The sequence below is a fragment of the Pectobacterium colocasium genome (assembly GCF_020181655.1).
Lineage (GTDB): Bacteria > Pseudomonadota > Gammaproteobacteria > Enterobacterales > Enterobacteriaceae > Pectobacterium > Pectobacterium colocasium.
This window is the reverse complement of the sequence record NZ_CP084032.1, coordinates 1,365,109-1,388,841: the sequence shown is the minus strand read 5'-3', so window position 1 is coordinate 1,388,841 and position 23,733 is coordinate 1,365,109. Positions and strand designations below refer to the sequence as shown.

The following is a 23,733-nucleotide window of genomic DNA, read 5'->3' as shown; positions in this document are numbered from 1 at the left end:
TGTGTGGAATAAAAAACGGACGGCAATAGCCGTCCGTTTTGCTGTGTGATGGGCAATCAGGATTCTTTACGAGATGAATCATGCAGCGCTGCTGTATCATCCGTTTTTGCCGGTTGATCGTCATTCATCGCCTTTTTAAAGCCTTTAATCGCCGCGCCCAAATCACCGCCTAAGCTACGAAGTTTATTCGTACCGAACAGCAGGATGATTAATGCGCCAATCACCAACAGTTTGGCAATACTGATACCTTCCATACAAACCTACCTGATTTACAGAGGCTGGAGACGCCAGCAAACGAGACTATTCTTGTCGGAGCAATGCTTTTTATCCTATGCCTTCTATGTAAAACCTTACGCAACACGATACAATCGCCATCTGTAACAAAGTAAGACGCGGGAAAAGCGCTTTCACACGCATTCAGATTGGTTTACAACTTTTCCCTCGGTATCACTACAAAAAAACTGTCCGACGACGTAAACTTTTCCCTCCAAAGCGGAGATGACATTCCTCCCTACCCTAATGCCACCAAAAACGCTGGCAGACTGAACGACAGGGTACAACCGCCACTTGGCTAATGATGTCTACGTCCACCTCGCAGAGAGGGCGTAGCGTCCTGCCCGATACTCTTCGAGATGACAAAAACGCCCTAAGCACAAATAATCCAGGAAAGATTTCTATGTTTAGTACATTACTCGCGGTATTTATTGGTGGCGGAGTTGGCAGCGTGGCACGCTGGCAACTCGGAATGAAGTTTAATAATCTGTATCCAACGCTGCCGCTGGGTACCTTACTTGCCAACTTGATTGGCGCCTTTGTGATTGGCGGCGCCCTCGCTTTCTTCCTGCGCCATCCTCATCTCGATCAGGGCTGGAAAATGTTGATTACCACCGGGCTATGCGGCGGCCTAACAACGTTTTCTACCTTTTCCGCAGAGGTTGTCATGTTTCTGCAAAGCGGACAGCTGGCAGCGGCGGGGTTACATGTGTTGTTGAATCTGGCGGGATCGTTACTGATGACCGCGCTGGCGTTTGCTCTGGTCACGTGGGTGACAACGCACTGATATTTTTGATAATTGATGGCACGTGAAAATTGATAGCACGTGGAAAATGAAGCAAAAAAAACCCGCCATAGGCGGGTTTTTCACGAAATCGGTATAATTAAATAGCGTTAACGTTAGCAGCAGAAGGACCTTTGGCACCGTCAGTGATTTCGAACTCTACACGCTGACCTTCAGCCAGAGTTTTGAAACCATTGCTCTGGATGGCAGAGAAGTGTACGAACACGTCTTTGCTACCATCTTCAGGAGTAATGAAACCGAAGCCTTTGGACTCATTAAACCACTTAACACTACCTTTAATCTTAGACATCAAACTTACCTTTACATGAATGAAAGACACAAAATCTGTGTCAGGTACAGTACAACAATAGATTGGCCTTTTGTCCAGTTGAAGTTGGATAAAAAGTGATAAAAATCGCTAAAAATGTATACCGGGAGACCTCGCTGCCCTATTTTAACCCGATGCAGAACGCAGAGCGCTCGGTTCTGGCCGATTCATCACTTTTTATGATATCGAAGGAAGGCACCATGGTAAGCAAAACGCTGGGTCTGATCGGGGGAATGAGTTGGGAATCCACCATCCCGTATTACCGCATGATCAACGAGTATGTGAAAGGCCAACTTGGCGGCCTGCACTCCGCCAAAATCATCCTGCACAGCGTCGATTTCCACGAGATCGAACGGTTGCAGTCACAAGGTGATTGGGAGCAGTCAGCCGCTTTACTCAGCAATATCGCAGTAGGATTACGTCAGGCTGGCGCAGACGCTATCGTCATCTGTACCAACACCATGCATAAAGTGGCCGATGACGTTGAACGTGCCTGCCAGCTTCCTCTTTTGCATATTGCCGATGCCACCGGTACCAGCCTGAAACAGCACGGATTGAAGAAAGTCGGCCTGCTCGGAACCCGCTACACGATGGAGCAGGATTTCTATCGCCAGCGCATTCAGGAACGATTTGGCGTGGAGGTGATGGTTCCCGATCATGAGGGAAAGGAAATCGTTAACCGCATCATTTACGACGAACTGTGTCTGGGGAACATTAACGACACCTCGCGGCAGGCCTATCGGGGCATTATCCAGCAGCTTGAACAGCAAGGCGCGGAAGGCATCATTCTGGGGTGTACGGAAATTCCGCTGTTAATCAGCGCCCAAGATGCGACAGTTCCTCTTTTTGACACCAGTAAGCTTCACGCAATTGCCGCTGCGAAATTTGCGCTTAACCAATCATCCACATGAATTAATTGGATAAAATGGATTTCGTTCGCAAGCTTAATAATACCCTCTTTTATTCACTCAAGTTTCCCCTTTTTGGATAGAAAAAAAGCAGTATTGAGAGACTCAATACTGCTTATTCGTATGATTTTATTCCTGGTATGCAATGACTAACAGTACTTCTCGTTATTATTTACGTAACATTGCTTCAATAAAATCTTTCCAAGTACTCACTTCTACTTCTACCATGCGAACCTCTTGGTGATTAACGGCGATGCATTATACGCACACTTTTTAATCAGGTAAAAGTATTATGAAAGTATAAAAAGCGTACTGCCGCCTATTTCTGCTACACAGTTCACAGTAGATCTCCCCGCCTTTTTTCGGCATGCTGGGCTATCGCCCGATTAGGCCTCATCAGGCCGCGCTGCCGAGAACAGCGATCGTCATGCAACCCAATAAGCAGAAAGGATTTTACCCCTATGGCGCTGACCATGTACGGCATCAAAAACTGTGACACCATAAAGAAAGCGCGCCGCTGGCTGGACGATCAACAGGTGGCGTATCTCTTCCATGATTACCGTGCCGACGGTCTGGATGAACAGCAGCTACAGCGTTTTATCGACCAACTGGGGTTTCAGGCTTTACTCAATACACGCGGAACGACCTGGCGTAAGCTCAGTGAGGAACGGCGTGAATTAATCAATAGCGATACTCGTGACAGCGCAGAGGCCGCCAAAAGCCTGATGCTGGAACAGCCAGCGGTGATTAAACGACCGTTGCTGGTTGCCGATGGCGGTAACGCGCTGCTTGGGTTTAGTATCGACAGCTACCAGAAATTTATTGCGGAGAACCAATAACGTGTCTTGCCCAGTCATAGAGCTCGCTCAACAGTTAATTAAACGCCCTTCCCTTAGCCCGAATGACGAGGGCTGCCAGGCGCTCATGATTGAACGCCTGACGGCGATTGGCTTTACCGTCGAAGCAATGGACTTTGGCGATACCCAGAACTTTTGGGCATGGCGCGGTGCGGGAAAAACGCTGGCCTTCGCAGGACACACCGATGTGGTTCCCAGCGGGGATGAAAACCAGTGGCAGCACCCACCGTTTGAACCGATCATCCGTGACGGTATGTTGTACGGTCGCGGTGCCGCGGATATGAAAGGTTCGCTGGCAGCAATGGTGATTGCCGCCGAGCGCTTTGTCGCCGCTCACCCGAATCATCAAGGGCGTCTCGCGTTCCTGATTACGTCGGACGAAGAAGCCAGCGCCGTTAACGGCACGGTAAAAGTGGTTGAGGCGCTGATGGCACGCAACGAACGCCTGGACTACTGTCTGGTCGGCGAGCCGTCGAGTACGCATGTTGTGGGCGATGTGGTAAAAAATGGCCGTCGTGGTTCTATCACGGCGAACCTGTACGTACACGGCGTACAAGGACACGTTGCCTATCCTCATCTGGCGGACAACCCTGTCCATCGTGCCGCACCAGCGCTTAACGAGCTGATCGCCACCGAGTGGGATCGGGGCAACGATTTCTTCCCGCCAACCACCATGCAGATTGCCAATATTCAGGCAGGCACCGGCAGCAACAACGTCATCCCCGGCGAACTGTTTGTGCAGTTCAATTTCCGTTTCAGCACCGAATTAACAGATACGCTAATCCAGCAACGCGTCGCAGAATTACTGGATCGTCACCAGCTCAATTACACCATCGACTGGAAGCTCTCCGGCCAGCCGTTCCTGACCGCTCGCGGCGAACTGGTCGATGCCGTAGTGAATGCCGTCGAGCATTACAACGAGGTGACTCCAGAGCTGCTGACCAATGGTGGCACCTCCGATGGCCGTTTCATCGCGCGTATGGGCGCACAGGTGGTTGAACTCGGCCCCGTCAATGCCACAATCCATAAAGTGGACGAGTGCGTCAGCGCGGCAGACTTGCAGCTGCTGAGCCGGATGTACCAGCGCATTATGGAGCAGCTCATCGCATGATGACGTCAGCTATGTTAACCGGTAAAAGCGACCAGCATCTGGTCGCTTTAGACGGTCGCCATCGCCTTCAACCGGAGGCGGTAACAGCGTTTCTGGCGCTACAGCTGGCGGCAAAAACCGCAGGATTTAACCTACAGCCCGCCAGTACGTTTCGGGATTTCGAACGCCAGCGTCAAATCTGGAATGGCAAGTTTCGCGGTGAACGTCCCGTCATGGATGCAAACAGTCAGCCTCTGGATGTGTCAGCTCTGGACGACGCCGAGCGCTGTGAAGCAATTCTACGCTGGTCTGCCATGCCCGGATCCAGCCGCCACCACTGGGGCAGCGATCTCGATATCTACGATCCCGATTTATTACCCGCAGGCAGTTCGCTCCAGCTAGAACCGTGGGAATATGAAGAAGGCGGTTATTTTGCCGTCTTGAACGCGTGGTTGAGCGCGCACATGCATGAATACGGTTTTTATCGGCCTTATGCGCACGATCTCGGCGGTGTCGCAGTCGAACCCTGGCATATCAGCTATTATCCATTAGCACAGTATGCGGAAGAACAGCTTACACCCGACCTCATTCTTGCCGCCTGGCAAGATGAAGATATTGCAGGCTACCACTGGCTTTGCCAGAACTTGCCGCAGCTGTTTACCCGTTATATTCATAATGTTGACGAGGCGTAACCATGGCATGGCTGGCTGATTACTGGTGGATAATCCTGATTATCCTGATTGGCATGCTGATTAACGGCATCAAAGAATTGCGCAACGTTGACCACACGCGTTTTCTGCTCAACAAACCCAAATTGCCCCCGCATCGTGACAACAACGATAAATGGGATGATGAAGACGAGGACTGGCCGAAGAAAAAACCCTGATACGGGTCATCGCCAAACCGCCAGTTAAGCGTCACGCTGCGGGCGGTTTGGATTCTCACGCGGCGGGAACAAAACTTTCCGCCCGCTCAGTGCGGTTTTACGATACGAATCGTTGAGGCCGGATCGTTAACCAGACAGCGTGCCGGACGCACCGGCCGTTTGACTAACTCACCGCCGCAGTTCGGGCAGGCGTGATGAAAGACGGTATCCGCACAGTCTGGGCAGAACGTACATTCATAGGAGCAGATATACGTTTCGGTATCTGGCGGTAAATCACAGTCACAGTGCTCACAATTAGGGCGTAATTCCAGCATCGGCTTATCCTGATTCAACAAAAAATAATCGGTCCCTCGCTGTCACTTTTCTGTAGCTATTGCACAAAGAGTAGTGAAGGAGACGGAGATTCTTTTCTACCAGAAACCGACCTTCATGCAAATGAGGTTTATTCACCAGAATAGCGCCCCCCTCATTAACAACAGTCTGACTTTCCGAATCCCTGTTTTTTGGGAGGCGGTTCTCTATTCGTAATAAATACAGGGACACGACAATGACGACGGCAGTTCAGTTATTTCCACTAAAAAAGAATGATGCGCCAAAAAGAAAAACATTTCGCCAATCCATCATCGCCGCCAATATTAGTCTAGCGTTGCTGATGCTGGCAGGCTGCGGCAGTGGAGGAGGCGGCGGCGGTGAAACCGCCAGCATCGCGCCAACATCGCCCACTCCCACAACACCGACGACGCCAACCACTCCTACAACGCCGGAAACTCCTACAGCACCGGAAACGCCGACCACATCTGCGGTTAAAGTCGGGATTATTGACTCCGGTCTGGAAGCGGCTCGCCCGGAATTTAATTACAGCAATCTGCATTTTTCCTCTTTTGTCGGCGGTTCACAGCTTAATGATAATCAAGGCGTTAACGGCCACGGCACGCTAGTGGCACTGGCGCTGGCCGGTCTGGCGACAGACAGCTATGCAGGAGGCGTCGCCCCCGACAGTCAACTCTATATTGCGCAGGCGTCGTTAAATAGCCGCTTTGACTATCAAAACACCACCTCTGCCGTGAATTGGTTACTCAATTCCGGCGTGAAAATCATCAATATGTCCTATGCCGCGGACGAACGGCTGACGACCGCCGATGCACTGAATAACGCAAGAAACAACTTTGGCTACCTTTTAGTGCGTAACGAGCTAAAAAGCATTGTCGATGCTGAAGCACTAAGCATTGTCGCCACGGGGAATAATGCCGGTTCTACGCCCTCCCCCAACACACAGATCCCGCTAATTTTCGGTGAAACGTCGTTGCAAAAAGGCATTTTGGCCGTCACAGGTTACATCCCTGAATGGGTTGGACAGGAAGGCAATGAGCGTCCTGCTGAACTTTATCTTTTTGATAAGTGTGGCAATGTGGCTGCCTATTGCATGAGCGCACCGGGCTATGTTGATTATCCCGTTGCAGGCAGCAGCACTTCAGAGCGTTCGCACGGTACCTCTTTTGCAGCGCCGCGCGTCGCGGGCGGAGCTTCGCTGGTGCAGGCAGTTTATCCGTGGATGACAGGCTATAACCTGCAGCAAACGCTGCTGACCACCGCGACCTATCACACTGACGGGTATACTCGCTACGATGCTGAGAACGCTTACTACGAAATCATCCGAGACAGCGACGGCAACATCACAGGAAGTGTTTTCCACCCTGCTTATATCTCGGTCGCCGATACCGCCAACGGACGCCCTTATAACGACACCTTTGGCTGGGGCGATCTCAACGTCGATAAAGCAGTGAAAGGCCCAGCCATGTTTTACGCGGATAATTTCACCGCGCGTTTAACCGCAGGCGACTACACGTTCGCTAACGATATCAGCGGCGACTACGGCCTGATCGTCAACGGAGCCAGCAATGCAGGCGGTATTCTGCGTTTGACAGGCAACAACACCTATAAAGGCGATACCCAAATCACCGCCAATAGCCTGTACGTTGACGGCTCAATTGTGGGTAATGCCAGCGTATCCGGCTCCGGCACGCTGGCAGGAAAAGGCCGCATTGGCGGCAATGTGAGTAACACGGGTATCGTTGCCACCACCGCAGAAGGTGGGCTAACCGTCGCAGGCAATTACACGCAGGGCAGCAACGGCTTATTGAGCGTGACGCTGGCCAACCCGTTCACCGTGGAAGGCAGCGCGACGCTGGATGGCACACTGCGCGTTGGCCTGCCCAGCAATACCTACATCGTCCAAACACAAGAAACGCTGCTGCACAGCAATCAGGGCATCACGGGAACATTCCGTACCACCGATCTGGGGCTATTCCTGACGGGGAACCTGACTTACGGCAGCAACGACGTGACAGGCGCATTCAGCCGCCTGAATACCGTAGAAGCGGCCACCAGCAGCGGTTTGCGCAGCGCAGCGCAGTTGCAGACAGCGGCGAATGTTGAATCGGCGCTACAGGTTGCCGATCGCTGGTCAGCACTGTCCTCAACCAGCGAACAGCAAGCCGGTTTACTGGCTAAAGCCGCCGCCTTCCAGCAGTTAGGCAGCGCGAGTGCCGCCGCTATCGCACTGGATTCGCTGTCCGGTCAGGCACACGCTTCCAGCAATGCCATTCTGTTTAACAGTCTGGATTATCAGAACCAGCTCCTGAACAACCGCTTGGATCTGTTAGGGAACGGGAAAAACTACGGACTGTGGATTGAAACCGGCAAGCTGCGCGGCGACCTGAAACAGTCCGGCTATCTGGGCAGCCATTACGACATCACGCTGACTGCCATCGGTACGGATACCGACTTCGACACGCCGGGATTACGTGCCGGGATCGCCTATACCAACAGCCAAATCAAAGCAGATTACGAGGGCAGCGGCGGCAGCAGTGAAAATAAACTGCACGGGGTGATGACCTATGCGCGCTATAACCTCACGCCAGAATGGTATGTTCAGGGCAACCTGAGCTATCAGCATGGTCGCGATAAATTGCAGCGTTCAATCTTGCTGAACAACGTCGAAGCCGTTTCCAGCAGTACCTCAAGCGATAGCTGGCAGAGCCTGCTCAAAACGGGTTACGAATGGGCGATCAACGATATCTTTAGCGTACAACCCTATGCAGGACTCAAATACAGCTATCTGTCCACTGGCGGCTTTACGGATACCGGCAGCGCATTTGGCCTGACGGGAGAAGGCAATGATTATTCCCGTACCGTTGGCCTGACAGGGGTTAACCTGCGCGCGCTGCTGCAATGGAATCAGGGATGGTGGAGCAGTGTTGGTGTGAGCGGTGAATATCAGCATGCATTCACCAATCCGTCGCTGGATGTTTCTGCCCGCTGGAGCGGATTGGGCCGGGAAGGAGAACGCCTCGATATTCCGGGCATTCGACTGGACAAAGACTCGCAGTGGGCAGGTGTGAGGCTGGACGTAGGCAAAGCGGCGGATGCCCGTTTCTTCCTGCGTGCTGACAAACACTTTGCCGATCGCGGTAACGAAGAAGTGCTGCGCGGCGGTGTCGACGTGTCCTTCTGATAGCACCATAACGCCGACGGTATCTTCGTCGGCGTTAATACGATATCCACACCATCATCATATCAATATATTATCTATCCTATGCCGATTTAATTATTAAATATAAAATAGGTCATATAACATAAACCACGTAAAATAATTTAATTCAGACATCTCACCTCAAATATAATCATCTCAAACACAAGGACATATCGTGAGAAATAAAATTTTATTATTTGTCATTCCCGTTTTTTTATCATTATTGTCGCAGGTTACCTTGCTATCACGAATAACCTTTATTCAGACATTGCTACATCCATCATAGGATGTGTGATTGGTGCCTTAATCATTCTGGCAGCTAAGGCGATAATCTTTAGGCGGAAAATCTCACCATACGATGTCTCCGTTATTACTATCATCACAGTATTACTTTCTTTCAGCGTCGTCATTTCTGGCTTGCTCCTGTCAGATTCAGCCCCGCTAATTAAAGCATTAGCAACCAGTGCAATCCTGATGACCGGTGGACTTATTGTACTGAAATTTTTTCAGCGCAATAAGAAAAACACCGAATCCGGTAACGAGTAAAATCGTCTCGGTACCACAGGGGAAATAAATAGCATGAATCTGTCTGACAAACCCTATTTGCAGCGCGTCTATTTTCATCCGCAAAAAACATGCGACCCACACATTTACCCATTGAACATTCCGGCAATAAGCGATATCGAAAAGATCCGTTTTCACCCTGATGTCACCTTTCTGGTTGGTGAAAATGGTTCAGGAAAATCGACGCTATTAGAAGCCGTGGCCATTGCGATGGGCTTCAACCCGGAGGGCGGTTCGCGTAACTTCAATTTCAGTACCCGTGATTCTCATTCCAGGCTGAGCGAATCCCTCCGCCTCGTCAAAGGCATAAAACGCCCTCGTACCGGTTACTTTTTACGGGCAGAAAGTTTTTTTAATGTCGCGACAGAAATAGAAAATATCGATCCTCGCCTGATTCAACTGGCTTACGGGGGTGTTTCGCTCCATCAGCAGTCGCACGGTGAATCGTTTATGGCGCTGTTAAACCATCGTTTCGGCGCCAACGGGTTTTATGTACTGGACGAACCGGAAGCCGCACTGTCTCCCACTCGGCAGCTCGCCGCGCTGGCGCGCATCCACCAGTTGGTAAACGAAGGGGGTCAATTCATCATCGCCACCCACTCGCCCATTATTCTGGCCTATCCTAATTCGGTGATTTATCAGTTCAGTGAAAGCGGTATTCAGCAGGTCGCATGGCAAGATACAGAGCATTATCAAATCACGCGGCAGTTTTTAAACAATCCGCAAGGCATGATGAATATATTACTCGCCGATGAAGACAACATCGGCGAGCGCACTTAGCGCGCCGGAGGCTTTTCCTGCACCGGGCGATTCCAGTCTGGCGTTTTTCGTCCTGCCAGATGACGAATAAAGAAATCCCACATCAGCCGCTGACCGTAGGCCCCGCCGCTGACACCATGACCACCGCCGGGCAGATAGAACAGGTCAAAATCTTTGTCGGCTTTAATGAGCTTATCGACGACCTGCATCGTCGTGGACGGATCGACATTCTCATCCAACTCCCCCACCATCAGCAGCAGCTTACCCTGTAAACGCCAGGCATTTTCCGCGTTGGAAGAGTCCGCATACTTTTCATCGACCGGCCAGCCCATCCACTGTTCATTCCACCAGATTTTATCCATGCGATTATCGTGACTGCCGGAATCGGCCACGGCGACGTTATAGAATTCAGGATGGAAGAGCAGTGCCGCCATCGCGTTCTGCCCGCCAGCAGACACGCCGATAATCCCTACGCCACGGGCGATGTCATACCAGGGATACTGTCGCGCGACTGCCTGATGCCACAGGATCCGATCGGGAAACCCGCCATCCTTCAGGTTCCGCCACGCGACATCATGAAAGGCGCGGGAACGGTTATTGGTTCCCATACCGTCGATCTTTGCGACGGCAAACCCAAGTTCGGTCAACGGCTCCGGCCAAAAGGAAAAATCCTTCGGCACAAAAGAGCCGTGTGGCCCGGCATAGATCCCTTCAACGACTGGGTATTTCTCCCCCGCGTTGAGATTGCGTGGCGGATAGAGAAGCCCCCAAATCTCCGTTTTGCCATCCCTGCCCGGCGTCATAAAAGGAATCGGAGGACGCCAGCCTGCGGCACGCAGTTGGCTGATATCCGTGATATTCACCCGCATCAACGCCTGATTATCTGCCGTGCGATAGAGCGTGGTGACTGGCGGTAAGTCGTAGCGCGAGTAGGTATCAACGTAATAGTCGCCATTGGGTGAGAAGCTCAGCGTATGGTTGGCAGATTCCGGTGTTAATGCCGTCAGTCCGCTGCCGTCAAAACCGATTTTATAGCCGTGCAGATAATAAGGATCTTCCCCTTGATTGATGCCCGATGCACTGAAGTAAATCACCCGATTCTTTTCATCGACCCAATTAACGGCGCGCACCACCCACTCGCCTTGCGTAATCGCATTCTTCACCGTTCCCGTCACAGCGTCATACAGGTAAAGATGCTGCCACCCACTGCGCTCAGAGGCCCAAATGATCTCTTTGCTGTCAGCCAGATCTCGCCGATAATATTTACCGCTTCCCGTCGCCACACCCGTTAGCGGCATGTAATCGATAAACGTGTCTGACGTTTCGTTGATCAGCACGCGCGGCGTGGCGGTCGCACTATCTACTTCAATCACTCGGTACGTCTGATGACCGCGCTGGTTATAGTCAAACGTGAATGTCTGCCCGTCTTTGCGCCAAACGGGGTAAGAAAGCGAATAAGGATTGGGAAACAGTGCGGGATCGATAGCGGTGATGCGGCGCGAAGCCACCTCCACCAGCACCGGTTGCGGAATATCCAGCACATCGCCCGGTTTAGGGTAAAAGATCTGACGATGCTTCGGCTGTCGCTGGTCTGCTGGCGACGATTCGATATAGTGAACGTAACGCTTGTCTGCTCGTTGAACACGAAACAGTGCCAGTTTCGTGCTATCCGGCGACCAGCTCAACCGTTCAATCTCGTACTCGTTTTGCGCTGTCCCGTCCTGCGTGATAACAAGCCGTTCGCCATTCTGCTTACCGACCAGCACCAGATTATGGTTTTCAATGAACGCCTCCCATTGTCCATCCGGTGAGAGCCGGCTCTGAGATTTCGCAGCAGTAAGGCTTTGCTCCTCGGTTTGAGAGAGATCGGACAACACGCGACATTGATAGCTGCTGATATCACAGCCAAGCAGCCGCGAGCCTTGCGGGATAAACAGCAGTTTTGCCTGTTCGTTATAATCAATCTGCTCAAACGGCAGCGTCGTTGCCGTCACCGGTTTGGTCAATAACAGGTTCAGCGCCTGCGCCAAGCGTGTGTGATCGAAAGCGGGTTGCTGCGTCTTGCTGGCCGCCTCTACGCGCATAAATTCATAGCCACCAGGGTTCTCTGCCGTCGCCGCTATCGAGCGACGGTAGAAAAATGTCTGCCCGTCGGACTGCCACACTATCCGTCCCGGATAGTGGTGAACCAGTGTACGATAATGCTGTCCTTGCTCCCTGATGAGGCGATAGTTCTCGCGGCTCAGGTCAGGAGACTCACTCGCTGCGCCAGGCAAGGCTGCGCTCGCCAATAGCGCTATCAGCATGTTGATGCGGCAGCGCGTCATCCTCCGTTTGGGTTTTCCGTTCATCATGGGTATCACTTTCAGTTAGCGGTGTCAGGTGCAAATGGTGAGTATGGAATGTAGCCAGCGCCTCCCGATGCGCCACGCTGATAATCGCGCTGTCGGGCAAACGGGTTACCAACGTTTGATAAACCCGCTGTTCTGTTTCAGGATCGAGTGCGCTCGTGGCTTCATCCAGAAAAATAAAGTCAGGACGGTGCAGCAACGTGCGCGCGATCGCTACGCGCTGCTGCTCGCCGCCGGATAGCCGCTGTTGCCAGCGATCTTCATCATTTAATTTCGAGGTCATATCCGGTAATTCACTGTCGATCAGCGCCTGCCGGCACTGTGCGTCGGTAAAATCACGCGCATTACCGGGGTAGCACAGCGCGGCTTTCAGCGATCCCGTAGGCAGATAGCTTTTCTGGGGTAAAAACAGAGAGCGGCAGCGGCGAGGTCGCGCAATCAACCCGCTACCGTGCTGCCAGAGTCCGGCACAAGCACGCAACAGCGTGCTCTTACCTACGCCGGACGCCCCGTTGATCATCCAGCGCTCACCGGGCAAAACCTGCCAGTTGTCTAGCGCCGTCAGCGCCCGACCATCGGGTGTTAACAGCCGCAGATTTTGGCAGGAAAATTCCGGGCCATCGTGTTCCGTTACCCGAATGGGCGAAGGTGACTGTTCACTTTTATTCAGCGCTTCTTCCATATCCTGCAAACGCTTCGTCAGCGCCAGCCAACGCGTGAAGGACTGATATGCCTGCATGAAATAGCTCAACGTCGCCCCGAGAGAACCGTAAGCCATCTGAATGCGCGTCAGGTCGCCAAAGGTGATTTCGCCGCTTAACAAGAGCGGCAGCGCCAACAGCGTCGGTAATGGTGAAAGGAAATGACTAAACAGGCTCTGACCAAACGAGACTTTGAAGCCACGCAGCAACACGGACAACGCGTTATCACGCACGCGCGCAAACCGCTGAGTAAGCCGTTCACCTTCGCGTGCACCTCCCTGATAGAAAGCAATCTGCTCGGCATTTTCACGTAACTGAACGCCCAGAAAACGGAAGTCACCTTCCGCATTCTGCTGGTTCATGTTCAGCTTTATCAATGCCTTACCGAGCCAGTGCGACAGCAAAATTTGCAAAAAGTATTCAATATAAAGGGCGTAAACCATATAGCCGGATATCGCCCAGTCGCTGCCCATAAACGAGAAACGCAGCACCCCGGAAACGGACCACAGCAGCGCCGTGTACGTTACGGTGCTGATGACAACCGAAATGAGGCTAAGAAAAAAATTCAGCGAGGCAGAGACCAGCTCATTAACATCATCGGCGATGCGCTGATCGATATTCGACAGCGCCCCTTCCCTCTCGATAGCGTAATAAGCCGATGTCCCCGTCCAGCGCCGAATATAGTGAAGCGTCATCCAGGTACGCCAACGCAGCGCAAGATAGCCTTGACCCAGTACGTTTATCCATCTCAGCATCATCGCGCTCAAACCGAGCACAAAGCTGAAGATAAACAGCGGTTTTATTTGCTCCCAATCCAGCCCAATCAGCGCATCGGTGAATTTTCCCGATACACGATTCGCCTCCACGCTAATGTAAGCCGTCCCCAGATTGATGCTAATAATCATCGCCAGAATAAGCAGCGCCAGATATTTCTCCGACGTCAGCCAATAGGGTATAAGGATCTGGCCGATACCCGGTCTTGCCGTACTTGTCTCTCTTGCGTTCATGCGCCGTCTCTACCTGCTGATTCGTGTGAATGCCCGTTCTCGTGATTCGTTGAACGGATTATCAGAACGAATAGGTTCCGGTGAGACGCCAGATCCGCCCATCTTTTATCCCAACCCACGAACGTGTCGATGACGGATAATAAATATCGCGATCGAAAACGTTATTGACGCCCAGCGTCAGCGACCATGATGGTTGGCGATAGAAGACGGAGGCATCCGTTGAGTATTGGCTGCCGATATCAAAGGATTGCGCACCACGTCCACTACTGGCGCGTGACGTTCCGCTCACCCCAACAGACGCCCCAGCGCCCTGCAAACGCCCTGACTGAATTTCATAGGATGTCCAGACGTTACTGGCATGGCGTGGCGATCCCTGTGACTGAACCAAAGAAGGATCTTTATTATCCGAATAGGTATAACTGGCTGTCACATCCCACCCTGGCAGCACAGTACCATTCAAATCAACATCAAAACCTTGTGTTTCACGTCCTTCCGTACCGACCGCGATCCCATTCTGGAATATCACAAGATTTTGCTGTTTCAGGCTGAAGAAAGCTGTCGTCAATGTCAGATCATCATCTAACAAATTAAACTTAAGCCCCGCTTCTTTCGATTTCCCCGTCGTTGGCGGCAGCGTTTCCCCCGTGCGGCTTACCTGCGCATTACCGCTGAAGCTATTGAGTAAATTGGCATAAATCGTAATATCGGGCGTAATATCAAAACTCAGGCCGTAATTGGGAATCCATTTGCTGGTGGAATAATTCGAGGTTCGCGTTCCCACCAGATAAGAGTTATTCCAACTGGAATGCTTCAGGGCAAGCTGGGCGTGCCATCTTTCCCACAGATCGATTTGATCCTGCAACAGGAAGCCGCTCTGGATTAGCTTCGTGCTATAGGTTTGATTTGTCGGTTCACCGATACCGGGATAGACCAGCGAATCAGGATTGTAGACATTGCCAGTGTTTAGCAAAACAAAGTCGCCATCGTAGCTGGTAAAACGTCCGTATTGGTAATCATGCCCTATCAGCAACGTTTGGGTAACCGGTCCCAATTCCACTTTGCCACGGAAATCGTTTTGCAGGGTCCAGTTCTGGTTAGTAGATTTATAGGCCAATGGGTGGCTAATTTTGCTGCCATCATTATTAATTTGCAGGGTTTCATTCATTTTTGCCTGCATAGAGGCACTCTGGAAACCAGCCTTACTATTGAACGACCACCCTTGCGGCAGATCCTGTTCAAACTCGTAATAAGCATTCGTGGTTTTCAGCTTGTTATGATCGTCCTTATCGCCCAGACGATAGACAGGGAGCTTTTGTACCCTCCCATTGCTATAAAACGTCCCCGCTGGGCCAGAATCGCGAAGCTGGTTAACTTCCGCGCCTACCGTCAGTCGCGTGCTGTCACCTTTCCACGAGAATGCCGGAGCCAGATAGTCGTTGTGGCTGCCGTTGAAGTCAGGATAAGACTGGCTGGACTTCATCGTCGAAGCATTTAGACGGTAGCTAAAGGCCTTATCATCCGTAAGCGCGCCACCGAGATCCAGGGCTGTTTTGAATTCACCGTAACGTGCAGCCTCAACTTTGACGCGTCGAATCGTCTCCGTCACGGGCTTTTTGCGCACGATATTAATGGTTCCAGCGGCAGAACTGCTCCCTGTCAGCACCGACTGAGGCCCTTTCAATACCTCGACGCGTTCAATACCGTCAATAGCCGTTCCCTGACCAATTCCAGAATTACTGGATCCGGCAAGGCCGTCTGTCGCACCAGAAGTCACATTGAAGCCACGAATCCAGTAGGTGGGAGTACCACGGTTAGATTGTACCGTCACCACACTGCCGGAGTTTTTTAGCGCATCTTCCAGCGATGTCGCCTGACGCGCGTTAATCAGCTTATTACTGATAACCTGCACCGACTGCGCCGTTTGCTGCAACGAGGTGCTGGTACGTAATGCCGAAGACGACGTGCCAGGGTTCAAGACGGTTTCATCTTCACTCTCTGCACTGACCGTAATCGCGGGCAGCGTTTTGTCGTTAGCCTGTGCGACTTCTGCATCATTGGCGCGAGAAGAAACAATGGTTAGCGTGCCGTTATCCGTCGTCGTCAGCAATAAAGGCGTACCTTGCAATAACCGCAAAATAGCCTGACGCGTCGAATAATTACCATTCAGCGCCGCACTTTGATAGTTCGCCACCAGCGCAGGATTAAAAGAGAGCGTCTGCTTGCTTTGATTGGCAATCGCCAATAATCCTTTTTGCAGATCGCCCGCCGGAATAGAAAAAGCGATCGTGTCATTTTCACCAGCAGCGTAGACGCTAACAGGAACAGCAGTCGCCCCCACGAATAACGCAGAATTTATCGCCAGCATATTCGTGAAAAATAAGCGTTTCTTAAAACTCAGCCCCAGAGCAGGAGAGGCAGCATTACGTTTTTTCATTTTTCCCTCGTCAATTGCTTCAACAAATCGGTTTTTATTGGCCTTCGTATGAGTTGTGCAATGACGATGAAAAAGTGACAGGGGAAAGTTATGTTTTCATGTGATTATTTTCTATTTCCACATAAAATATTGATTAATAAAAATTTTTATTTTTCACTTTCACTATAGAAAATGCATCAATAAAGGCACTGTTGTCCCCACATTGAAAAATTAACCATTCAGCAAGAGCTTTTTTATCTCCGAGAAAGACACATTCAGAAATCGCTATTCATGCATTTTTATCAATAACAGAACATTTCTCGATAATTATATAAGAAAAAAATTGTTTGATTTTTCCAAATATTGACTTAAAAACACTTTAGTACCCATCGTTCCTTTTATCCTGCGGCTCTGGGGTATCCCAGCTCAAGCATTGTTGTGATATACGCTATCTAAGGGGGATCCTCATGTACACAGAGGCCGCTAAAAAACCCGATCTGCTGTCGCTGATATTTCGCAGCGACTACCGCTGGTTAACGGAAAAATTACGCCGCCGTATTGCCTACGGCTGTGAAGCTGAGGATGTCGCGTCAGAGGCATTTTTGCGCTTAGCCTCCCTGCCAAACCTTGACAACGTACAGGAACCGCGCGCGATGCTCACCACGCTCGCCAAGCGCGTCCTGTATGAAAACTGGCGTCGACGCGATCTGGAAAAAGCCTATCTCTCGGCACTGGCGAGTAAACCCGAATATCATCATCCGTCACCGGAGGAGCAACAGCTGTTGATGGAAGCGTTGCTCACTATCGATCAGGCGTTGGATGGGCTATCAACCAAAGCACGGCAAGCGTTCTTGTACAGCCAGCTTGATGGTATGACCTATGCTGACATTGCCGAAAAGCTCGATGTTTCCGTCAGTATGGTGAGAAAATATATCGCCAAAGCACTAACCAACTGCTATCTGGCCACACAGGACAGCAGCGACTGATAGGTGAACCACATGGCAAGACGACACATGGATGACCCGGTTGCCGAACAGGCCATTGAATGGATGGTGCTGTTGCGTTCCGGTGAGGCGACACAGAGCGATTACGATGAGTACCGCCGCTGGCGGTACGAGAACCCGCTGCACGAACGAGCCTGCCAACACATTGAGCGCACGCTGGGAAAATTTCAGCCGCTCCTCGCCACGCTGCCTCACGAACCGATTCGTCAGGCGCTCTTGGCGCCATCAAGCCGACGTAAAGTTATGCAATATGGGCTGGGGATGGTTGCTGTCGTATCGCTAAGCAGCCTGCTACTTAACCAACACTACCCGCTGTCTCCGCTAATGTCTGATATAAAGACCGCAACGGCACAGCGCCAGCAGGTTCCACTCAGTGATGGCAGTACGCTCATGTTGAACGCGCGTACTGCGGTCGATATCAACGTGCGTCCAGAGACGCCAGTGCGTCAGGTTGCTCTGCATAACGGTGGTCTCTTCGCCAAGATTCAGCCAGATACGCAGCGCCCCTTTGTGATTGCCACCAGTATGGGCGATATCGTCGCACTTCAGTCCACGATAAATGTGCGCCATGAAAGCGGCGGCATCCATGTTGGCGTGCTGGACAACATCGCCAAAATTACCAATCGCGCTGGGCATAGCCTGAGCCTTCATGCGGGTCAGGGCGTGTGGTTCGATCGTTCCACACTTTATCAGGTCGCCGTGACACCGGAATCAGAAACAGACTGGTTATATGGCCGTCTGGAGGTACGCGATCGTTCGCTGGCTTCCGTCATCAGCACATTGCGTGATTACACCCCCGGCATCATCCGGTTGGATCCCGCCATCGCCGATTTACGCGTTAGCGGCAATTTCCCGCTAGATAACCTGAATTACACGCTGGATTCACTGGCGCAAACCATGCCCATCGCCATTGTGCATACCACCGATTACTGGATACACATTCGCGCAGCCAATACCTGATCCTCATCCACAAAAGCGGATGGATAAAAAATTTCATGCGCGTGGTGACACTTTTTCCATCTCGTTGCACATCGTTAGTAGAAGTCATCATCGTTCCGTGTTCAGGGCTGGATGAAACGTCCGACACCGTCAGCAAAAGTATCAGGGGAAAACGTGCAACAGGCATCCGTGCAACACCTTTCGTTAAACGCACGCGTTGATGCGGTTCCTACCGCACGGCGTGATGCCGTCCCCGTACAACCAGCGCACAGGATGACAGCGGCTGCGCCCGTTCGGGGAGAAATGGGGAAGATAGCGCTCAGCTTTCTGACCGTCGCGTTGATCCATGCGGGAGTCGCTGCGCTGCTTATCACTCGTACTACCGAATACACACCGATCAATCTGCTTAATCCGGCAGCCAGCGTAAGCATTCAGGCCTCCATGGTGGAAGCGCCAGAACCTGAACCGATTCCCGAACCGTCGCCAGAACCGCCCGTCCTGACGTCAGAACAGGGGGAACGTGAAATTGCGCCCGTACCTGAGCAACCTATCGTTGAGGAGCAGCAAACACCGCCCCCGCCAGTCAAAAAAGAAGTCCACCAGCCTCCCGTTAAACCGGTGGTAAAACCTCAGCCCGTTCGCCCCAAAACAACGGCCGAACGTCAGCCCGCTGCGCGTCCTGCTGCGGAAGCACCCCCTGCTGTACCAGAAGCGACGGCCGGGCCGCTTACCACCTCCAGCAAAGGCAATTTGATGCAGAACAGTCCTGGCGCGCAGCCCAAGCAGGTTGCCTCCGTCGGCTGTGTCGTCCCGCAGCCTGACTACCCTCGCCGCGCAAAGCGTCTCCAGCAGGAAGGCGACGTGTTGGTTCGTCTGGTGATTAACCCGGAAGGGCGTTTAATCCGACACGACATTGCCCGCAGCAGCGGCTATGACGCACTCGATCAGGCTGCCGTGGACGCCGTGGCACAGGCGCGCTGTACGCCTTACCGTGAAAACGGGCAGGCCATTACCGTCATGACGATTCAGCCCGTTAATTTCCGGCTCAATCGCTAATAGAAACGCAGCGACGTTGAAGTAAGCGTCATTGAAATATCACATCAGCCATATCGTAGACACATTGAATCAGGTTATTGCACAAGAGGTCACACATGAACACGTTAGATATCTACCATTTTTGGCAACAGGGCGATGTGGTTACCCACTCCGTAGCCATCATTCTGCTGATCATGTCGCTGCTGTCATGGACGGTCATGCTGCTCAAGGCACGGCAGTTGATCGCCTTGAACAAGAGCGTGCAATACAGCCGACATACCTTTTGGCAAGCCACCAGCCTGCAAGAAAGCGTCGAAAAATTCGGTAAACAACGTTTTAATCCGTTCCGCGATCTGGTGATCGAAGGACATGCGTTGCTGAAACATCCGCATAAATTCTCTTCCACGCTGGGCGGACATGTCGATCTCAGCGACTGGCTGGTACGCGGCCTGAGCAACACGCTGGACACCAACGCCGGGAAACTGCAATCAGGCCTCGGAACGCTGGCCTCCATCGGCAGCACCGCACCGTTTATCGGCCTGCTGGGCACCGTATGGGGAATTTTTCACGCGCTGCAAACTATCAGCACCATCGGCCAGCCCGATCTGGCGCAAGTGGCTGGCCCGGTCGGTGAAGCGTTGATCATGACGGCATTTGGTCTGTTTGTGGCGATTCCCGCCGTATTAGGGTTTAACGCCATCAACCGCCGCAACCGCATCGTGCTCCATGCCATGAACCGCTTTGCGCACGATCTCCACGCCTACCTGCTGACGGGCGCACGCGTCGACACCAGTTTGACCGACCTGACTAGCACTGCGCGGTATGAAGCCACTCACCCCGTTGAGCGCTCCGCCTAAGAGGAACACCGCCATGAGTATGTCATCCCCGTTTGAAAGTCAGGACGATGCGTTGCTTAACGATATCAACATGACGCCGTTTATCGACGTCATGCTGGTGCTGCTGATCGTGTTTATGATTACCCTGCCGGTGATTAATCACGCCGTCAAAGTGGAGCTGCCGCGTGCCAGCGTCGAGAAAATCAAGAAAGATCCACGGGCGGTGGATATCGCCATTACCGCGACCGGGCAGATTAACTGGAACAAAGAAGCGATTGATGATGCACAACTGATCGCCAAACTCGATGCGGCCTCAGCAGAAGGCACCCACCCGAATATACGGCTGTTTGCCGATCAAGCCGTCGAATATGGTCGGGTGGCGTATGTCATGACCAGCGCCCAACAGCGCGGCCTGAGCAAAATCGATTTCGTCCTGCAACCCGTCAAAGCCCCCTGATCTCCCCTCCCGTACTGATGCTGGTGTTCCCATCGCCAGCATCAGTCATAAAAACCGTACAACATAACCGCCGCTCCCTATAAAAAAGTTTCGCCGCGCGCTGACGCTTTTCTTTTCTCGTTGCACATCATGAGTAGAACACTGCCACACATGGATACCAATGATGCCTTCTCTTGATGAATCCCCCGTTCTTGCGACGCCGCAAGCCGAGACGCTCCAGTCACTGGCCGCAGACGTGCTGAACTTCGCGGCCGCTAAAGGCGCGAGTCAGGCGGTTGTTAACGTCTCGCAAGGAAACCGCCGTACGATCCGTGTCAGGAATGGCGATATTGATACACTGACGCAAAACCAAAGCCGCTTTCTGTCAGTCACGGTCTACTTCGGCCAGCGCGCGGGGAGCGTGTCCTCCACCTTATTTAGCCGGGAAGCCTTACGGGATGCCGTTGATGCCGCCAGCACGCTGGCGAAATACGCCGATGAAGATCCTTGTAGCGGCTTACCGGAACCGCAGCATCTCGCTCGCGATATTTACGACCTTGATTTACATAACGCCGATACGCTGACCGTTGAGCAGGCGCTGTCGCTGGCACTACGTGCCGAACAGGCGGCCAATAGCACACACGAGCATGGCTACAGTGAAAGTACCGAAATCACCTCACAGCAGGGTGACTTTATTCTAGCGAATTCCGCGGGCTTTTGTGCAGGTTACCCGACGTCGCTGCACACGCTGTGGAGCCATGCGATCGCCCGTAACGCCACGCAGCGTCAGCAAGGTTTTTGGCACACCCTCGGTCGTTCGCCTTCACGACTGGCCGCGCCGGAAGCGATTGGGAAAACCGCTGCCCAACGCGCCGCCGCACAGTTAGGCGCGCGAAAGCTGTCAACCCGCCGCTGCCCGGTGGTATTTGAAGCCCCCGTAGCCCACAGTTTAATTCATCATCTGGTCAACGCCCTAAGCGGCGCGGCGCTTTATCGCTCCACGTCATTTCTGGGGCAATGCCTCGGCGAAACCATCACCGCCCCACACCTCAACCTATATGAAAACCCGTTTATTCCTGGCGCACTGGCCAGCGCCTGTTTTGATACCGAAGGCGTCGCTGCGGTTCCGCGTCATGTCATCCACGACGGCATCGCACAAGGCTATTTTCTCTCCAGCTACAGCGCCCGACGATTGGGGCTCACCACGACCGGACACGCCGGTGGGGCTTATAACCTGAGCGTTAGCAGTAGCCAGAAACACACCGACGATGACTTGCCGACGCTACTGCGCCGTATGCACACAGGGCTGCTGGTTACCACACTGCTGGGGCACGGGCTGAATCCCATGACAGGCGACTATTCTCAAGGCGTGGCAGGTTTTTGGGTCGAAAACGGCGATATTCAGTATCCGGTCGAAGAGATCACCATTGCAGGTAACCTGAAAACGTTGCTCCTGCAATGCGTGGCGCTCGGCGCGGACATCCACACGCAGGGCAATCTCTCCTGCGGTTCTTTATTGATTGAAGAGATGCAGATCGCCGGGCAGTAATCCCCCATCGCGTCCCAGATACAGGATCACCATCATGGCAATACACGCCACCACGACATCAGTTTCACCTGTGCTATCGGCATTTTCGCTGGAAACGGCGGAGATATCGCATGCGCTGAACCACATCATGCAGCGTCAGGTGGACTATGCCGATCTCTATTTTCAGCGACGCCAGCAGGAAGGCTGGCAGGTCGAAAACGGCATTGTGCGCCCAACGGGGTTTAGCCGCGATCAGGGCGTTGGCGTCCGCGCCATCAGCGGAGAGAAAACCGCGTTCTCCTACACCAACGACCTGCGCCCACAGGCCATTCTTCAGGCCGCCAGCACCGTAAGAGAAATCAGCCGTCAGGGGCAGAACGTCAGCGTAGCGCTACCCGCCTCGCTACCGTCCAGCGCCACGACGCTCTATCCGGCAGACAATCCCTTGCTTGCCGTCACGGAAGAACATAAACGCCAGCTGTTATTGACTATCGATCGTCAGGCTCGCGCCCGCGATCCTCGGGTCACACAGGTCACGGCTTATCTGAACGCCTCGCATGAAACCATTCTCATCGCCCGACATGACGGGCGACTCGCCGCCGACGTTCGCCCGCTGGTGAATCTGGTCATCCACGTCGTGGTTGAACAGCAGGGTCGGCGGGAAAATGGCTCCAGCGGTGGCGGACGCCGTCTTGATTATGGTTTTTTTACTGAAGAAACGGTCAGCAACTGGATCAATCAGGCTGTCGATCAGGCGCTGAATAATCTGGATGCCAGTCCGCTTCCCGCAGGCACCTACAGCGTGATCCTCGGTGCGGGCTCACCCGGTATTTTGCTGCATGAAGCCATTGGACACGGGCTGGAGGGCGACTTTAACCGGAAAGGCAGTTCCGCATTTTCCAGTTTATTGGGCGAACGGGTTGCCGCGCCGGGTATTACCGTCGTGGATGACGGCACGCTCGCGAATCGTCGGGGCTCGCTGCATGTGGATGACGAAGGTACGCCGTCACAGTGTACGACACTCATTGAGGACGGCATCCTGCGCGGCTATTTACAAGACAGCCTCAACGCCAGATTGATGAATACCGCGCTCACGGGCAACGCACGTCGGGCGTCCTACTCCACGCTGCCGCTGCCGCGTATGACCAACACTTACATGCTGGCAGGACAGTACCCCGCCGAAGAAGTGATCGCGTCTGTCAAAAACGGCCTCTATGCCGTCGGCTTCGGCGGCGGGCAAGTGGATATCAGCAGCGGGAAGTATGTCTTCTCTACCACGGAAGCCTATCTGATTGAAAACGGGCGCGTCACCCGTCCGGTTAAAGGTGCCACGCTGATTGGTCACGGGCCGGAAGCCCTGCTGCACGTCGCCATGGTGGGCAACGATCTGGCGCTGGATGACGGCAATATCGCGTGTACTAAGGAAGGTCAATCCCTGCCCGTCAGCGTCGGTCAGCCAACGCTTCGTATCGACAACATGACCGTAGGCGGCTCGCAATAAA

The 23,733-nt window shown here is 52.8% G+C and carries 23 protein-coding genes and 1 riboswitch; of the genes, 15 read left to right on the top strand and 8 right to left on the bottom strand.

The window, feature by feature from the left end:
- Nucleotides 1-56: 56 nt before the first annotated feature.
- Nucleotides 57-254, bottom strand: a complete 198-nt coding sequence (tatA, locus tag LCF41_RS06120; protein ID WP_039498795.1) for a Sec-independent protein translocase subunit TatA — start codon at nucleotides 252-254, stop codon at nucleotides 57-59.
- A gap of 231 nt (nucleotides 255-485) precedes the next feature.
- Nucleotides 486-591, top strand: a riboswitch (Fluoride riboswitch).
- Nucleotides 592-676: 85 nt separating this feature from the next.
- Between tatA and crcB the strand changes: the two genes are divergently transcribed.
- Nucleotides 677-1,060, top strand: a complete 384-nt coding sequence (gene crcB / locus LCF41_RS06115; RefSeq protein ID WP_225087310.1) for a fluoride efflux transporter CrcB — start codon at nucleotides 677-679, stop codon at nucleotides 1,058-1,060.
- 97 nt (nucleotides 1,061-1,157) lie between these two features.
- On the opposite strand, the gene cspE is transcribed toward crcB, so the two are convergent.
- Nucleotides 1,158-1,367: a transcription antiterminator/RNA stability regulator CspE gene (gene cspE, locus LCF41_RS06110; protein ID WP_005976270.1), complete on the bottom strand. Its 210-nt coding sequence runs from the start codon at nucleotides 1,365-1,367 to the stop codon at nucleotides 1,158-1,160.
- Nucleotides 1,368-1,585: 218 nt separating this feature from the next.
- On the opposite strand from cspE, the gene LCF41_RS06105 reads away from it, so the two are divergent.
- Nucleotides 1,586-2,296, top strand: coding sequence for an aspartate/glutamate racemase family protein (locus LCF41_RS06105; protein WP_225087309.1), 711 nt, complete (start codon nucleotides 1,586-1,588; stop codon nucleotides 2,294-2,296).
- Between the two features lie 165 nt (nucleotides 2,297-2,461).
- On the opposite strand, the gene ypfM is transcribed toward LCF41_RS06105, so the two are convergent.
- Entirely contained in the window at nucleotides 2,462-2,521 is a 60-nt protein-coding gene (gene ypfM, locus LCF41_RS22410; RefSeq protein WP_137739554.1) for a protein YpfM, read from the bottom strand.
- Nucleotides 2,522-2,754: 233 nt separating this feature from the next.
- Between ypfM and LCF41_RS06095 the strand changes: the two genes are divergently transcribed.
- Genes LCF41_RS06095 through LCF41_RS06080 form a run of 4 tightly spaced genes read left to right on the top strand, consistent with a single transcriptional unit; the run spans nucleotide 2,755 to nucleotide 5,126 of the window.
- The gene (locus LCF41_RS06095) at nucleotides 2,755-3,132 is read left to right on the top strand and encodes an ArsC family reductase (protein WP_225087308.1); all 378 of its coding nucleotides are present in this window, start codon (nucleotides 2,755-2,757) and stop codon (nucleotides 3,130-3,132) included.
- A 1-nt stretch (nucleotide 3,133) separates the two neighbouring features.
- Nucleotides 3,134-4,261: a succinyl-diaminopimelate desuccinylase gene (dapE, locus tag LCF41_RS06090; RefSeq protein WP_225087307.1), complete on the top strand. Its 1,128-nt coding sequence runs from the start codon at nucleotides 3,134-3,136 to the stop codon at nucleotides 4,259-4,261.
- Entirely contained in the window at nucleotides 4,258-4,932 is a 675-nt protein-coding gene (locus LCF41_RS06085) for a M15 family metallopeptidase (RefSeq protein ID WP_225087306.1), read from the top strand. Before dapE ends, LCF41_RS06085 begins: the two co-directional genes overlap by 4 nt.
- 2 nt (nucleotides 4,933-4,934) lie before the next feature.
- On the top strand, nucleotides 4,935-5,126 hold the full coding sequence (locus LCF41_RS06080; protein WP_225087305.1) for a YpfN family protein: 192 nt from the start codon (nucleotides 4,935-4,937) through the stop codon (nucleotides 5,124-5,126).
- A gap of 86 nt (nucleotides 5,127-5,212) precedes the next feature.
- Here LCF41_RS06080 and LCF41_RS06075 read toward each other — a convergent pair whose 3' ends face one another.
- Nucleotides 5,213-5,440, bottom strand: coding sequence for a DUF1272 domain-containing protein (locus LCF41_RS06075; protein ID WP_225087304.1), 228 nt, complete (start codon nucleotides 5,438-5,440; stop codon nucleotides 5,213-5,215).
- Between the two features lie 233 nt (nucleotides 5,441-5,673).
- Here LCF41_RS06075 and LCF41_RS06070 point away from each other — a divergent pair, with 233 nt between their 5' ends.
- Nucleotides 5,674-8,640, top strand: coding sequence for an autotransporter domain-containing protein (locus tag LCF41_RS06070; RefSeq protein WP_225087303.1), 2,967 nt, complete (start codon nucleotides 5,674-5,676; stop codon nucleotides 8,638-8,640).
- Between the two features lie 275 nt (nucleotides 8,641-8,915).
- On the opposite strand, the gene LCF41_RS06065 is transcribed toward LCF41_RS06070, so the two are convergent.
- Nucleotides 8,916-9,068: a hypothetical protein gene (locus LCF41_RS06065; RefSeq protein ID WP_225087302.1), complete on the bottom strand. Its 153-nt coding sequence runs from the start codon at nucleotides 9,066-9,068 to the stop codon at nucleotides 8,916-8,918.
- A gap of 169 nt (nucleotides 9,069-9,237) precedes the next feature.
- Here LCF41_RS06065 and LCF41_RS06060 point away from each other — a divergent pair, with 169 nt between their 5' ends.
- A complete protein-coding gene (locus tag LCF41_RS06060) occupies nucleotides 9,238-10,002 on the top strand; it encodes an AAA family ATPase (RefSeq protein ID WP_225087301.1) in 765 nt (254 codons plus the stop codon).
- Here LCF41_RS06060 and LCF41_RS06055 read toward each other — a convergent pair.
- The 3 genes from LCF41_RS06055 to LCF41_RS06045 form a co-directional block, all read right to left on the bottom strand.
- Nucleotides 9,999-12,335: a DPP IV N-terminal domain-containing protein gene (locus tag LCF41_RS06055; RefSeq protein WP_225087300.1), complete on the bottom strand. Its 2,337-nt coding sequence runs from the start codon at nucleotides 12,333-12,335 to the stop codon at nucleotides 9,999-10,001. The genes LCF41_RS06060 and LCF41_RS06055 overlap by 4 nt on opposite strands.
- Complete coding sequence (locus LCF41_RS06050; protein WP_225087299.1) at nucleotides 12,238-14,040, bottom strand: ABC transporter ATP-binding protein/permease; 1,803 nt, start codon at nucleotides 14,038-14,040, stop codon at nucleotides 12,238-12,240. The genes LCF41_RS06055 and LCF41_RS06050 overlap by 98 nt, the downstream gene beginning before the upstream one ends.
- A 61-nt stretch (nucleotides 14,041-14,101) precedes the next feature.
- A complete protein-coding gene (locus tag LCF41_RS06045; RefSeq protein ID WP_225087298.1) occupies nucleotides 14,102-16,474 on the bottom strand; it encodes a TonB-dependent siderophore receptor in 2,373 nt (790 codons plus the stop codon).
- Between the two features lie 446 nt (nucleotides 16,475-16,920).
- Here LCF41_RS06045 and LCF41_RS06040 point away from each other — a divergent pair, with 446 nt between their 5' ends.
- From LCF41_RS06040 to tldD, 7 genes are all read left to right on the top strand, one after another.
- Nucleotides 16,921-17,439 carry a sigma-70 family RNA polymerase sigma factor gene (locus LCF41_RS06040; RefSeq protein ID WP_225087297.1) on the top strand — a complete coding sequence of 173 codons (519 nt, stop codon included), beginning with the start codon at nucleotides 16,921-16,923 and terminating at the stop codon, nucleotides 17,437-17,439.
- Nucleotides 17,440-17,451: 12 nt separating this feature from the next.
- Complete coding sequence (locus tag LCF41_RS06035; RefSeq protein WP_225087296.1) at nucleotides 17,452-18,417, top strand: FecR family protein; 966 nt, start codon at nucleotides 17,452-17,454, stop codon at nucleotides 18,415-18,417.
- Nucleotides 18,418-18,528: 111 nt separating this feature from the next.
- Nucleotides 18,529-19,452 (top strand): energy transducer TonB, encoded by a 924-nt coding sequence (locus LCF41_RS06030; RefSeq protein WP_225087295.1) that lies wholly within the window; start codon nucleotides 18,529-18,531, stop codon nucleotides 19,450-19,452.
- 95 nt (nucleotides 19,453-19,547) lie between these two features.
- Entirely contained in the window at nucleotides 19,548-20,288 is a 741-nt protein-coding gene (locus tag LCF41_RS06025; protein WP_225087294.1) for a MotA/TolQ/ExbB proton channel family protein, read from the top strand.
- Nucleotides 20,289-20,301: 13 nt separating this feature from the next.
- A complete protein-coding gene (locus LCF41_RS06020; RefSeq protein WP_225087293.1) occupies nucleotides 20,302-20,724 on the top strand; it encodes an ExbD/TolR family protein in 423 nt (140 codons plus the stop codon).
- 160 nt (nucleotides 20,725-20,884) lie between these two features.
- A complete protein-coding gene (locus tag LCF41_RS06015; protein ID WP_225087292.1) occupies nucleotides 20,885-22,252 on the top strand; it encodes a TldD/PmbA family protein in 1,368 nt (455 codons plus the stop codon).
- A 34-nt stretch (nucleotides 22,253-22,286) separates the two neighbouring features.
- Nucleotides 22,287-23,732, top strand: coding sequence for a metalloprotease TldD (gene tldD, locus LCF41_RS06010; RefSeq protein WP_225087291.1), 1,446 nt, complete (start codon nucleotides 22,287-22,289; stop codon nucleotides 23,730-23,732).
- The last annotated feature ends 1 nt before the right edge of the window (nucleotide 23,733 follow it).

Bases quoted from the DNA above. Each gene is read 5' to 3' on its own strand.
- LCF41_RS06080 (WP_225087305.1), top strand. From the start codon at position 4,935: ATGGCATGGCTGGCTGATTACTGGTGGATAATCCTGATTATCCTGATT.
- LCF41_RS06020 (WP_225087293.1), top strand. From the start codon at position 20,302: ATGAGTATGTCATCCCCGTTTGAAAGTCAGGACGATGCGTTGCTTAAC.
- tatA (WP_039498795.1), bottom strand. From the start codon at position 254: ATGGAAGGTATCAGTATTGCCAAACTGTTGGTGATTGGCGCATTAATC.
- LCF41_RS06015 (WP_225087292.1), top strand. From the start codon at position 20,885: ATGATGCCTTCTCTTGATGAATCCCCCGTTCTTGCGACGCCGCAAGCC.
- LCF41_RS06055 (WP_225087300.1), bottom strand. From the start codon at position 12,335: ATGATGAACGGAAAACCCAAACGGAGGATGACGCGCTGCCGCATCAAC.
- LCF41_RS06030 (WP_225087295.1), top strand. From the start codon at position 18,529: ATGAAACGTCCGACACCGTCAGCAAAAGTATCAGGGGAAAACGTGCAA.
- LCF41_RS06095 (WP_225087308.1), top strand. From the start codon at position 2,755: ATGGCGCTGACCATGTACGGCATCAAAAACTGTGACACCATAAAGAAA.
- LCF41_RS06085 (WP_225087306.1), top strand. From the start codon at position 4,258: ATGATGACGTCAGCTATGTTAACCGGTAAAAGCGACCAGCATCTGGTC.
- cspE (WP_005976270.1), bottom strand. From the start codon at position 1,367: ATGTCTAAGATTAAAGGTAGTGTTAAGTGGTTTAATGAGTCCAAAGGC.
- LCF41_RS06050 (WP_225087299.1), bottom strand. From the start codon at position 14,040: ATGAACGCAAGAGAGACAAGTACGGCAAGACCGGGTATCGGCCAGATC.
- LCF41_RS06065 (WP_225087302.1), bottom strand. From the start codon at position 9,068: ATGACGACGCTGAAAGAAAGTAATACTGTGATGATAGTAATAACGGAG.
- LCF41_RS06060 (WP_225087301.1), top strand. From the start codon at position 9,238: ATGAATCTGTCTGACAAACCCTATTTGCAGCGCGTCTATTTTCATCCG.
- LCF41_RS06045 (WP_225087298.1), bottom strand. From the start codon at position 16,474: ATGAAAAAACGTAATGCTGCCTCTCCTGCTCTGGGGCTGAGTTTTAAG.
- LCF41_RS06105 (WP_225087309.1), top strand. From the start codon at position 1,586: ATGGTAAGCAAAACGCTGGGTCTGATCGGGGGAATGAGTTGGGAATCC.
- LCF41_RS06035 (WP_225087296.1), top strand. From the start codon at position 17,452: ATGGCAAGACGACACATGGATGACCCGGTTGCCGAACAGGCCATTGAA.
- LCF41_RS06075 (WP_225087304.1), bottom strand. From the start codon at position 5,440: ATGCTGGAATTACGCCCTAATTGTGAGCACTGTGACTGTGATTTACCG.
- LCF41_RS06070 (WP_225087303.1), top strand. From the start codon at position 5,674: ATGACGACGGCAGTTCAGTTATTTCCACTAAAAAAGAATGATGCGCCA.
- tldD (WP_225087291.1), top strand. From the start codon at position 22,287: ATGGCAATACACGCCACCACGACATCAGTTTCACCTGTGCTATCGGCA.
- LCF41_RS06025 (WP_225087294.1), top strand. From the start codon at position 19,548: ATGAACACGTTAGATATCTACCATTTTTGGCAACAGGGCGATGTGGTT.
- crcB (WP_225087310.1), top strand. From the start codon at position 677: ATGTTTAGTACATTACTCGCGGTATTTATTGGTGGCGGAGTTGGCAGC.
- LCF41_RS06040 (WP_225087297.1), top strand. From the start codon at position 16,921: ATGTACACAGAGGCCGCTAAAAAACCCGATCTGCTGTCGCTGATATTT.